Origin of the sequence: Helicobacter rappini (assembly GCF_900198625.1) — a bacterium.
GTDB lineage: Bacteria > Campylobacterota > Campylobacteria > Campylobacterales > Helicobacteraceae > Helicobacter_A > Helicobacter_A rappini.
Genome location: NZ_FZPK01000059.1, coordinates 1 through 11,535 on the forward strand (window position 1 = coordinate 1; position 11,535 = coordinate 11,535).

General features: G+C 36.1%; 11 protein-coding genes and 2 pseudogenes. 11 read left to right on the forward strand and 2 right to left on the reverse strand.

The features are described from left to right. Positions 1–568: 568 nt before the first annotated feature. The 5 genes and pseudogenes from C6H17_RS10355 (at position 569) to C6H17_RS10375 (ending at position 4,303) form a co-directional block, all read left to right on the forward strand. Positions 569–1,168 (forward strand): hypothetical protein, encoded by a 600-nt coding sequence (locus tag C6H17_RS10355; RefSeq protein WP_020995809.1) that lies wholly within the window; start codon positions 569–571, stop codon positions 1,166–1,168. A gap of 11 nt (positions 1,169–1,179) precedes the next feature. Further along, positions 1,180–1,527: a hydrogenase/urease nickel incorporation protein HypA gene (gene hypA, locus C6H17_RS10360; RefSeq protein WP_005219979.1), complete on the forward strand. Its 348-nt coding sequence runs from the start codon at positions 1,180–1,182 to the stop codon at positions 1,525–1,527. Between the two features lie 23 nt (positions 1,528–1,550). Next, entirely contained in the window at positions 1,551–2,531 is a 981-nt protein-coding gene (gene mua / locus C6H17_RS10365) for a nickel-binding protein Mua (protein ID WP_005219980.1), read from the forward strand. 91 nt (positions 2,532–2,622) lie between these two features. Further along, positions 2,623–3,459, forward strand: a pseudogene (locus tag C6H17_RS10370) (type II restriction endonuclease). Continuing rightward, the gene (locus C6H17_RS10375; protein WP_005219982.1) at positions 3,449–4,303 is read left to right on the forward strand and encodes a DNA-methyltransferase; all 855 of its coding nucleotides are present in this window, start codon (positions 3,449–3,451) and stop codon (positions 4,301–4,303) included. Before C6H17_RS10370 ends, C6H17_RS10375 begins: the two are co-directional and overlap by 11 nt. A 24-nt stretch (positions 4,304–4,327) precedes the next feature. Here the strand turns inward: C6H17_RS10375 and C6H17_RS10380 are convergent, their stop codons facing one another. Then, positions 4,328–5,359, reverse strand: coding sequence for a hypothetical protein (locus C6H17_RS10380; protein ID WP_020995808.1), 1,032 nt, complete (start codon positions 5,357–5,359; stop codon positions 4,328–4,330). Between the two features lie 156 nt (positions 5,360–5,515). Here C6H17_RS10380 and C6H17_RS10385 point away from each other — a divergent pair, with 156 nt between their 5' ends. Together C6H17_RS10385 and msrA are read left to right on the forward strand one after the other, a co-directional pair. After that, a complete protein-coding gene (locus C6H17_RS10385) occupies positions 5,516–6,475 on the forward strand; it encodes an HTH domain-containing protein (protein ID WP_020995807.1) in 960 nt (319 codons plus the stop codon). A 218-nt stretch (positions 6,476–6,693) separates the two neighbouring features. Further along, entirely contained in the window at positions 6,694–7,215 is a 522-nt protein-coding gene (gene msrA / locus C6H17_RS10390; RefSeq protein WP_005219985.1) for a peptide-methionine (S)-S-oxide reductase MsrA, read from the forward strand. A 131-nt stretch (positions 7,216–7,346) separates the two neighbouring features. On the opposite strand, the gene murA is transcribed toward msrA, so the two are convergent. Further along, positions 7,347–8,627, reverse strand: a complete 1,281-nt coding sequence (murA, locus tag C6H17_RS10395) for a UDP-N-acetylglucosamine 1-carboxyvinyltransferase (RefSeq protein WP_005219986.1) — start codon at positions 8,625–8,627, stop codon at positions 7,347–7,349. 748 nt (positions 8,628–9,375) lie between these two features. On the opposite strand from murA, the pseudogene C6H17_RS13575 reads away from it, so the two are divergent. From C6H17_RS13575 to C6H17_RS10405, 4 genes and pseudogenes are all read left to right on the forward strand, one after another. Next, positions 9,376–9,618, forward strand: a pseudogene (locus C6H17_RS13575) (methyl-accepting chemotaxis protein); the annotation flags it as partial. Positions 9,619–9,750: 132 nt separating this feature from the next. After that, complete coding sequence (locus tag C6H17_RS13580; RefSeq protein ID WP_233706196.1) at positions 9,751–10,161, forward strand: CZB domain-containing protein; 411 nt, start codon at positions 9,751–9,753, stop codon at positions 10,159–10,161. A gap of 223 nt (positions 10,162–10,384) precedes the next feature. After that, positions 10,385–10,609, forward strand: coding sequence for a glycosyltransferase (locus tag C6H17_RS13340; protein ID WP_267892799.1), 225 nt, complete (start codon positions 10,385–10,387; stop codon positions 10,607–10,609). Between the two features lie 44 nt (positions 10,610–10,653). Beyond that, a complete protein-coding gene (locus C6H17_RS10405; protein WP_267892800.1) occupies positions 10,654–11,451 on the forward strand; it encodes a glycosyltransferase in 798 nt (265 codons plus the stop codon). Positions 11,452–11,535: the final 84 nt, after the last annotated feature.

An 11,535-nucleotide genomic window follows, 5' to 3' on the forward strand; every position in this document is an offset into this window, starting at 1 on the left:
GAGTGTTTTATTGTGTGTTGCTAGATAGATATAAAAGGCTTTTTATACGCTCTATCACTAAGACCATAAGGCGCCGAGAGGAAATTTTACACTCACAATAAAATGCACTTACCCATTTAATCACTAATTATTTTAATTTACTTCATACAAATTATAATATTGTACGCAAGCATATAATTTTAATTTTTTCCAGCTAATTCTCACTAACCTACATAACAAGAGAAAATATCGGTTTTTGAGGATTTGGAAGCTGATAAATTGCAATTAAAATGAGTGGGCATTTTGCCAAGCCCATCTTTTATTTCAGCTTAGAGTATATAAAACGACTTGACAATGAAAAAAATGTCGGTTAAAATTTTAGAGCAGTTTAGAAATTAGTAAGTGCATCTTAAACCCTGCAAGCCATTCAAAAAATAAAAAATCTAAATTCTATCAAGGATACATATGAAAGCTAAACGCCAAAGTGAGTGGCAGAAAGGCTAGATTCCAAAGTTATATAATCTATATTGTTTCATATAGTTTAGAATCTTATCTTAAATTAAAAGCATTAAGCATGTAAAGGCAGACAATGATTTATTATTCACTTTTTACATACTCTCTTATGTGTGCAGCAATAGCCCTTGGCACACTCTCTTTTGTGCGGCTTTTTTTTGGCACATTTTTACAGCCACTTACGCGTGGGTTGATTAGCTTATCTGCTTTTATACTAAGCATGATTCCCATACACCATATAAGCTTTTCCATGCTTCTTTATAGCATATTTGATACACCTAGCTTTTTATTGTTTTTTATTTGCCTTTTTTCTATTGTTAGGACCTTTGTTAATCAAATAGGTTTTACAATAAGTTATCGCGGTTTCTTATTTTTAGCTATTTTGTGGTTATTATTCGCAGGTAATGCTTTTGGAATCTTTGACTGGGCGTATGGACCTTTAGGATATAAAATCCTGCTTATTTCTTGTGTGATTGCGATTTGCTATTGCATTGATAGAATTTGTGCGGTCTTTATGCTTATGGCTTTTAGCTTGTGGTTACCATTTGCAAATACGCTAGATTTGTATAATGCAGTATTTGATAGCAATGTAGCATTATTTGGTTGGCTTATGCAGAGCATGCCGCTTTTTAAAAATAATTTTCATGTAGCATTATTAAAACCAAAGATAAAATAATAAGGAAAAATATGCATGAATATTCCATTATAGCTTCACTTCTTGAGCTTTGCTTGACACATTTACAAGAGCATAATGCGACAAAAGTGCAAAATATCGTTGTAAGTGTGGGTGAGCGATCAAACATTGATAAAAGCTTATTGCAAAGTGCTTTTGAAGTTTTGCAGACAGAATATGATTCTATAAAAGATGCGACTTTGACACTTACAATAGAAAAGATTTTGCTAGAATGCAAGGATTGTAAAAGCACTTTTCATAGCCTAGATAATCCAGCCTGTCCAAAATGTGAAAGTAAAAATACACATATCATACAAGGGCGAGATATAAGGCTTGAGAGCCTAAGCCTTGAAGCAGATTGAAACTAATTAATAAGGAGTAACACTTGAGTTTGCAAGAAGATGAAAAAGAAGTATTAGCACATATCGTGCAAAATATCGATGAGCAAGAGATTTTCCTTGAGTTTGTTGCTAAGGCTGAAACGATAAAGGAAGCATGGCAGATTGCTAAAATCTTTGAGAGTAAGAAAAAAGAATTTGTAGAGAGTATGCAAGAATATGAGATTCTAATCAAGGCAAAAGAAAAGCAATTAAAGAATCTAAACGCAGAGATTACAGAAGCAAACAATCTGTTAAAAGATGCAAACATAGAGTTAGCAAATATAAAAACTGAAATTGAAGAAATGCAAAACAAAGCTCAACTCTATAAAAATAAGATCATGCAAAACAAACAAGCAGAAAGTATGGAATCTTTTGATACACAAGCAAGTTTTGCTTTAACTAAAAATGATGATTCTAATCCGCTTGATTTTAGTGGCATAATCGCTGAATTTCAACCGCTAAATGTTGTAAGTGTGCATGTAAAAAATGGAGCGACTGCTATGGCAAGGGCAGCACAGATAATCTATCCACAAGAATTGCATGATGTATATCTTAAGGCTGCTAAGCGACTATTCCGCTTAAAAGATAAAATCAGTGAGCTTGAGCTAAAAAATGAAAAATTGCATATAGAACTGAGAGATTTAACAGAAGAAGATAATTTTAAAGAGCAAATGCGAAGTAAGATAAATGATATAGATGATGAGTATATGTCTATTGGCACACCAAAAACACTAAGTCAATCAAGTAATATTTTAAGCGGTATGTCAAGTAAGACAACCCTTAAGGAAACAACCCGTAAAGAAACAATTTTAGATAAAAATAGCCTTGATGAAGAAACACAGGCTGACAGAATTGCACGAATTGATAAGAAGAAAGAAAGAGTAGAAGAGATGTTAAGTCAGCTATCAAGTGTTTTACGAGAAGAAGGTGTTAGTCAAAAAAGTGCTGATGAGTTTTTAGAAGCATTTAAAGCGAGAAATAAATGAGAAACTAAAATAAGTAATTGAAGGCTGTATAATAATATTTTAAAAATATTTGGGAAAGTGAATCTAAACGCACAACACATAAGGAATAATTGTGAAAAATACATTAGCATTTGAAACTTTTCTAAGCACTCTTAGGGCGACAAATAGGGATTTGGGCTTTTTTGTGGATTGGTAAAAATGTCTAGCAAATAAAGATAAGTTAAGCATTAGCCTTAATCATTTAAATCTTTTGCTAGGTGTGCCAAAGGATAGTTTGCAAGATAAGATTACTTTGCTTTTTGATGAGTATGTTAAGGCTTTTGATGTTTTGCCTTTGATTTTAGCGATCCGCAATGAAAAAGAGTTGGTGCTAGATTCTAATCGCAATGAAATACCCATAAATGCGTATTTACAAAGTCCTAAAGGGATTTATGAATTTATCTGTGAGAGTGGGCTAGATTCTATCTTTGGTAATAGTAAGATGAAAGATTTAAATGACTTTGTTTTTGGTATTGAAGTGGGGTTAGATAGCAATGCAAGAAAAAATCGTGGTGGTGCTTTTATGGAATCTTATTTAAGGGATCTTTTTACAAAGGCTAATTTACATTTTAAAGAACAAGTGAATATCGCAGAGTTTAGCGATTTACAGGGAAGCTTTGGAGATGATAAAAAGCGATTTGATTTTGTAATTTTTGGGAAAAATATAAGCTATTTTGTTGAATGCAATTTTTATACAAGCGGTGGGAGTAAGCTTAACGAAACAGCTAGAGCATATCAAGAATTAGCCCCAAAATTTAATAGGTTTGCTGATAAAAACTTTGTGTGGATTACTGATGGGCAAGGTTGGCAAAGCAGCAAAAATAAATTGCAAGAAGCCTATAAAAGCGTAGAGATGTATAATCTTAACAATGTCAAAAATTTTATTAAAAAGGTGCAAAATGACTGCTAGATTCCATACATTAACCCCCACTTTTACAAGCCTAGATTCTAAATTTAGTCTTTATCAAGGCGATTGCAATGCCCTTTTGCCGCAGATGAAAGAGAGTTTTGATGTGATTTTTGCCGATCCACCTTATTTCCTCTCAAACGATGGCTTGAGTATCCAAAGTGGCAAGATTGTAAGTGTGAATAAAGGCGAATGGGACAGGGGAGAAAATATTGATGAAATTGATAGGTTTAATATGGAGTGGATTGCAAATGCAAAAATAGCCCTAAAGCCCACAGGCAGCATTATGATAAGCGGAACTTATCATAATATTTTTTCACTTGGCAGGGCGTTGCAAAAGCTTGATTTTAAGATTTTAAATATCATTACTTGGCAGAAAACTAACCCCCCGCCAAACTTTAGCTGTCGCTACCTCACGCACTCTACTGAGCAAATCATCTGGGCTAGAAAAAGCCATAAGTATAAGCATATTTTTAACTACGAGATTCTAAAAAAGCTAAACAATGATAAGCAAATGCGTGATGTGTGGAGCTTCCCAGCGATTGCTCCTTGGGAAAAGACCTTTGGCAAACACCCCACACAAAAGCCCTTAGCCCTTTTGGTGCGATTGCTTTTAATGGCAAGTAATGATGATTCTATCATTTGCGATCCATTTTCAGGCTCTAGCACCACAGGTATTGCAGCAAATCTTTTAGGCAGGCAGTTTGTAGGTATTGAGAGAGAATCTAGCTTTATAAATTTAAGCATAAAGCGTAAAAATGAGCTAGATTCCAAATGTAAAGAGATAGAAGCTAAGCTCAACGATTTAAAGCTCTTAAACACAATTTTACGAAGTAACCTGACTTAGAAATCTAGCTAGATTCTAATACTTTTACTTATCTTTTGGTGGGTTATCATCGTGCATTTTCTCTGGCTTGCTAGGCACTATGCTCGCATCATCGCCTAGCTCTTTTGGCTCTGGCATTCTGCCATTATCAAGGTGGCTTAATAATGCCTTTTTAAACGCTAAAGTAGAATCCACTTTATAGTATTTTCCGCCGCTATCCTTGCTTAATTCCTGCAAAAACTCCACTTCTTCACCCAAAGCAAAGCTATGAAACACCACTTGATTGATAGCAAGTTCGGGCTTTCCTTGCGTGATGTTGCGATTGAGACTTTTCATCGTGCTAAGAAGTGTTTGTGCGCGGAAGCTATCTGGAGGTGTTGGGTTACTTGCAAAAATATATAGCTCTTTTACCAGCCCATTATCCTTAGTAAAATGCTTCATACTCTCAATCATAGCGACATTAAGAAGATAGAGATACTGCGGATTTAGGCTAATCTCTTGCACCGCCTTATCAAATGATTTTGGCTCATAAAATGGTCCAAGCGTATTTGCAAGCATACTTTTATAGTCATTGACAATCGCCTTTGTGAAGAAATCAGGCTTATAAATTCGCTTTGCAATATAGGGGGCGATTTCCTTGAAAGCCTTAATATAGGGGTGCACGCTAAAAGTGTTGCAATACACAAAGCCCATTTCCTTATAAGGCTTTTCACGCAAATAGATTCCAAAATCAGCATTTTTTTGCGAGAAATTTACTAGGGTAAAGCTTGTCTTTTTACACACAGAAGTGATACGCAAAAGCCCAGCCCCACTCGTATCAAGGCTATATATAAACTGCTTATCATCACTCATATAGCTCCCATCTTTTTGCAAGATTCCACCATTTAGGATTCTATCTGCAAAACAAATCCTTTTATCCGTGCTAGAAGATTGGATACTCTGCCCATCTTTAGCATAAATCACGCCTTGTTGCTCTTTATGCTGCTCTAAACTCTGCTTAGAGCAGTCCATTCCATTGATAAGATTACTAAGCTTTTCAAACACGACTTTTTCATCAATTGGGTCAAATGCTGCCATTTTCACTTCCTTTATGTGAGATTTACTTATCCTTAATCATTGCGTATTTTTCACTAATCAAAGGCAAATACGCGTAGTAATAGCGGACTTTGTAACTCTAAAGTTACTTTTGGAATCTAATGCTATAATTTTATTTATATTATTCTAAGGATAAAAATGCAGAAGAAAATGACATATTTGGAAGTGGCAAAAGCTGTGCTAGAGAGTGTAACTACTCCGCTTAAAGCTACGCAGGTTTGGGATATAGCGGTAGAAAAAGGATTGGATAAGAATCTAAAAAGTATCGGCAAAACACCAGAAATGACAATGTCAGCACAACTTTATGTGGATATACGCGATAGGCAAGATTCTATCTTTATGAAAGCTTCAAATAAGCCTACAACCTTTTGGTTAAGGGCAAGGCAGAACGAGCTACAAAAGGGTTTAGAATCTATGCAAGAAAGCAAGGCAAATAGCCAAAAGCAAAAAGGCAGGGGCTTTCACGAGCGGGATTTGCACCCGCTGTTTGTGCGGTTTGCAAAAGATTATTTTGATGTGTATGCAAAGACGATAAAGCACGAAAAGAGCAAAAAGACACAAAGCGGGCAGGATAAGTGGAACTATCCCGATATTGTGGGGGTGCATTTCCCATTTAATGATTATAGTGAGAGAGAAACACTAGAGCTAAGTCAGAATCTAAACCGCCGCGATTTTAAGATTTACTCCTTTGAGCTAAAAGTTTCACTTGATTTTAGCAATTTGAAAGAGAGCTACTTTCAAGCGGTGAGTAACTCTAGCTTTGCAAATGAGGGGTATTTGGTCGTATTTGAAGAGCTAGATTCTGAAGTGTTTGATGAGCTAAGGCGGCTGCATAGTAGCTTTGGCATTGGGCTTATCAAGCTAGAGCTAGAGCCTACTGAATCTTCTGTGCTTTTGCCCTCAACGCTAAGAAACTTGGATTTTAAAACCATTGATATGCTAGTGAATAAAAATGCGGATTTTAGGGAGTTTATTGACACGATAAATGGCGATATACAGACAAATGATAAAAGGCGGATTGCCCTGCAATATTATGACAGGGTGCTTGATGATGAGAGTTTGGATAGGTATTTGAGTGAGAAGGGCTTAAGGGGTTAGGTTTTTAGAATCTTGTGGGCTAAACTCTTATGCGGTTTGTTGCGATTATGATTCTAGTGCTTAGCGTATTGGGAGTTAAATTTTAGAATCTTAAAAGCTTTTTAAGAGATTTTATAGGCATATAAAATAAAATTATTTCTTTGTGGCTATTTGTGTTTTATATAAACAATATAAGTAGGATTATGTCTCAAAGAAGTTTGTTGTATTAAGGGGCAAAAATGGCGGTGATTTATCTTGCTGGTGGTTGTTTTTGGGGAGTGCAGGGCTATTTTGATAGGCTTAAAGGTGTGCTAGATTCTGTTGTTGGCTATGCGAACTCTCAAATTGCTAATCCATCTTATGAACTTGTATGTAGTGGGACAAGTGGGGCGGCAGAAGCTTTAAGGCTAGAATATGATGAATCTGTGCTTTCATTGCGTGAGATTATGGAGCGGTTTTTATCTATCATTGATCCTTGTGCGTTGAATTATCAGGGCAATGATAGGGGGACGCAATATCGCAGTGGCGTGTATTATGTAGATTTGGAGAATGAGAATGTAATAAGAGAATGCTTGAGAGCGTGGGAGCAAAGGCAGAATCTCAAGGCAGTTACAGAGATTCTGCCTTTAGTTAATTTTTATGAAGCAGAAAGTTATCATCAAAAATATTTAGAGAAAAATCCCAATGGCTATTGCCATATTGATATAGATGCTGCTTTGCGAAGTTTTAGGGATAGCAAGAAAGAAACCAAAAAGCAGTGAAATGAAAGTCTAAGATGTAAGAATCCAACATAACAAGGATTCAACGCCAAGATTCCAAAATTACGCGAAATCTCAGCACTATAGAAGTGGTTATTTGATTCCATCCAAATCAAATATTATTGCCTTATTAATTACTCGCTCAAGCGGTGTATTTTTGCACCAAGTGAGCTAAGCTTTACTTCAAGTTGCTCATATCCTCTGTCTAAATGATAGATTCTATGCACTCTAGTGATACCTTTTGCTACAAGAGCGGCAAGCACAAGGGCAGATGAAGCACGCAAATCTGTTGCCATCACATCTGCACCTATGAGTTCGCTTTTCCCATTAATCTGTGCTACATTGCCATCGATAGCTATATTTGCACCTAGTCTTTGTAACTCATTTACATGCATAAAGCGATTTTCAAATAGCGTTTCTTTAATAAAACTTGATCCATTGCATTGTGTGCTTAAAGCCATAAATTGTGCCTGCATATCAGTTGGAAAGCCCGGATATTCCGTTGTTGTAATGCGGAATGCTTTTAACGGGGTCTTGCATGGATATATCGTTATCGCTTTGTTTGTACCACTAGAGCAAAACTCTGTCTCAAAGCCTATTTCATGTAGCTTTAACACAATGCTTTCAATATGGTCTTCACATACATCATGTAGTGTAATCTGTGAGTTTGTAATCGCGCCAATACACAGATAAGTCCCTGCCTCGATTCTATCTGGTATCACTCTAGTTGGTTTTAAATCAAGTAATTCCCCGCCCCGCCCCTCGATAATAATCTCTGAAGTGCCAATGCCTTGTATCTGCAATCCACTCTCTTGCAATATTTGACATAACTGCACGACTTCTGGCTCTTTTGCTGCATTAATAATACGCGTTTTGCCTTTTGCAAGGGCGGCTGCCATGACTACATTGCTTGTGCCTGTAACGGTTATCTTATCAAAAACTATATCAGCACCTTTTAGCCCATCTTTTGCATGAGCTATGATATAGCCTCCTTGCACCTCTATATTTGCCCCAAGCTTTTGCATAGCTTTTATATGTAAATCAACGGGTCTAGCCCCTATCGCACAACCTCCGGGCAAACTCACCTCACAATGCCCAAAACGCGTTAAAAGCGGTCCTAAAACAAGGATTGAAGCACGCATTTTACGCACAATATCATATACTGCCTTTGTGTCATTCACACTTGTAGTATCTATGATTCTATGTCCCTTACCCTCTGTTGTAATATTTGCCCCAAGCATTGTAAGCAAACGCATAAAAGTATTAATATCAGCAACTTCAGGTAGATTATAAAACTCCATAGGCTGCCTAGAAAGCAGTGACAAAGCAAGTAGTGGCAATGCTGCATTTTTTGCACCAGAGATTCTCACACTCCCATGCAATGTATTCCCACCTTCAATTTCTAAATAATCCATAAAAAAGCCCTTTTGATTCCAATATGTATGATAAAAGTCGCTATTGTAGCATATTTTATAGAATCTATAATACAAGTCTATTTGAAATCCAACTTGCAAAATAAAACAATCTCAAAGATAATATGATGAATGCTTAAGTAAAAAAATAAATATTTGTGTTGAAATTACACAAAACAATAAAATTGTGATAAAATGCGAGAATCTATTTTAATCTTTAAGGTAATTTTGTATGTTTTCATCTTCAAAAACATTGCGACAAGAGTTGCAAACTAAGGAACAAGAGAATAAAGCTTTGGCACAAGAGGTTGAATTTTATCGTCAAGTGAGTGCGTTTGCATTTGAAGAGATTATTTTTGGTATCTCTCAGGGTGAAATCGTTTTTCGCAATACAAACGCAGAGTCTATAAAGGATACAAAGTCTTTATTGACACAATTGGCAAATAAAAGTGCGGTTATAACGCTAGATGATGTGTCCTACATAGCAAAACATAAGAGAGTGCATGATACAGACTTATATTGTCTCAAAAAATGTTCGTTTAGAGATAAGGATTTAGGTGGGCTTGATATTACGCATTTACATCATGTTGCCCTAAAGGGTGGGCTTGGAGCAGCACAAGAATCTTTTGTTGCAATCTTTAATGACTTAGGACAGATTCTAAAAAGCTCAGAAGCAGCAGCAGATATTTCACAACAAGGGCTTGATATCACAAAAAAGTCTTTGTCTGACATTGGTGAGTTATGCGATAAAATGCAGCATGCACAGACCTTAGCACAATCTCTTAGCGGAAGAAGCAATGACATTACAAATGTTATTTCACTTATTGATGATATTGCAGAGCAGACTAACTTACTAGCATTGAATGCAGCAATTGAAGCAGCAAGGGCGGGAGAGCATGGCAGAGGCTTTGCAGTCGTTGCAGATGAGGTGAGAAAGCTTGCAGAGAAAACGCAAAAAGCCACAAAAGATATTGCAATCGTTGTAAAAGCAATGCAGCAAGAAAGCGGCGATATACATGTAAATACCGAAGAGATTAATACGATTTCAGAATCTATGCGTTGCAATGTTGATGATATAGTAGGTATGATGCAAGACTTATCATCATCTTCTATTAGATCCAAATACATGCTTAGCATTATAAACAATCTTGTATTCTGTTCTCTTGCGAAATTAGACCATGTGATTTATAAAAACAATCTCTACTCATTCATACTTGGCACTTCTGATGAGTTTGGCATTACAGACCATAAGGGTTGTCGTCTTGGTAAATGGTATTATGAAGGTGATGGACATAAAAACTTTAGAGATACGCAAGGCTATAAAGACTTGGAAAAAGAACATGCAACTGTGCATTCTTACGCAAATGCAATTGCTATGCCTATGAAAGAAAAACAAATGGTAAGCAAAGATTTTGTAGATAAAAATCTTAGCATATTTGAAGAAGGCACAAAAGGCGTTGTGCGTGAAATCGATAATATGCTTAATGAGAAAAATAGCGAGTTAAGAAATCTGTGTGGCTCAAATTGTAGTGAGTAAAATGAGTAAGTCTAAGATAAGCACTACTTCTCTATCTTTTGTTAGGTGTGGTGCGAATCTAGCATTGCTCTCAATATCAAGGCTATTTTAGGGTTGCGAAGTCTAGCGTAATTATTAGACTTTGTAGCCTTGAATGTATATGAAAATATAGCGAATTTAAAAATTAATTTTATCGGTATGACCAAACTATGACTAAATAAACCAAGCAAACAGGATTAAATATATGGTATTAGCAATAGTTATTCCCTGCTATAACGAAGAAGCAGTATTGCAAGAAACTCATAAAACTATATCTAAAAAGTTAGAGCAACTCATAGATTCTAGAAGTATTTCTAAAGACAGCTTTTGCGTATTTGTAGATGATGGTAGCAAGGATAACACTTGGTCTATTTTGAAAGATTTAAGCAGTAAAAATACAACATTTACCCCCCCCCCCCCACTGATATAGCTAAGATTGATATAGACAAACATAAAGCTACTTTAAATATCTCTTTGGATAATACAGCAGAATCTAATCTCACAGAATCTACAACAAACAATAAGGTTAAAATCATCTCTTTAAAACTCTCACGCAACTGCGGACATCAAAACGCCCTTTTAGCGGGGCTAGAATATGTGGCGGATAAATGCGATTATGCTATCAGTATAGATTGCGATTTGCAAGATGATATTAGTGTATTTGATGAGTTTGTAGCAAAGGCGAAAATGCGGGCTGAAGTCATTTTAGGTGTAAGAAAATCGCGGCAGAAAGATAGCTTTTTTAAAAAGCATACCGCACTTGGTTTTTATAGACTTATGGAGATTATGGGTGTAAAAATCACTTATAATCACGCTGATTATAGACTGCTCTCAAATAGGGCTATTCAGGCTCTGCTAAGATTTAGTGAAGTAAATCTATTTTTGCGTGGCATTGTGCCTTTGTTAGGCTTTCAAACAGCAGTGGTAGAGTATGATAGGCTAGAGCGTTTTGCTGGAGAGTCAAAGTATCCTTTAGGCAAAATGCTATCTTTCGCGTGGAATGGCATAACAAGCTTTAGTGTCGTGCCTTTGCGACTTGTGAGTGTGCTAGGCATTGTGTTTTTTATACTTTCCATCGCACTTGGTTGCTACGCTCTTTTTGTGAAGCTTTTTACCGATGGTGTGGTGTATGGCTGGGCTTCTACGATTATTCCCTTATGCTTTTTTAGCGGGATTCAGCTTTTAAGTCTTGGGATTATCGGGGAGTATGTCGGCAAGATTTATGCAGAATCTAAGCGACGACCGCGATATTTTATTGAAGAAGTAGTTTAGCCTATCTCTTTATTTTTGTAATCTAAACAATATATTGTGTCTAATCATATCTAAAGCACTATTTTATTACATAATAAAATTACC

What these genes read in the sequence shown, in the direction of transcription:
- C6H17_RS10355 (WP_020995809.1), top strand. Translation starts at nt 569, where the DNA reads ATGATTTATTATTCACTTTTTACATACTCTCTTATGTGTGCAGCAATA.
- hypA (WP_005219979.1), top strand. Translation starts at nt 1,180, where the DNA reads ATGCATGAATATTCCATTATAGCTTCACTTCTTGAGCTTTGCTTGACA.
- C6H17_RS10375 (WP_005219982.1), top strand. Translation starts at nt 3,449, where the DNA reads ATGACTGCTAGATTCCATACATTAACCCCCACTTTTACAAGCCTAGAT.
- C6H17_RS10380 (WP_020995808.1), bottom strand. Translation starts at nt 5,359, where the DNA reads ATGGCAGCATTTGACCCAATTGATGAAAAAGTCGTGTTTGAAAAGCTT.
- C6H17_RS10385 (WP_020995807.1), top strand. Translation starts at nt 5,516, where the DNA reads ATGCAGAAGAAAATGACATATTTGGAAGTGGCAAAAGCTGTGCTAGAG.
- msrA (WP_005219985.1), top strand. Translation starts at nt 6,694, where the DNA reads ATGGCGGTGATTTATCTTGCTGGTGGTTGTTTTTGGGGAGTGCAGGGC.
- murA (WP_005219986.1), bottom strand. Translation starts at nt 8,627, where the DNA reads ATGGATTATTTAGAAATTGAAGGTGGGAATACATTGCATGGGAGTGTG.
- C6H17_RS13580 (WP_233706196.1), top strand. Translation starts at nt 9,751, where the DNA reads ATGCTTAGCATTATAAACAATCTTGTATTCTGTTCTCTTGCGAAATTA.
- C6H17_RS13340 (WP_267892799.1), top strand. Translation starts at nt 10,385, where the DNA reads ATGGTATTAGCAATAGTTATTCCCTGCTATAACGAAGAAGCAGTATTG.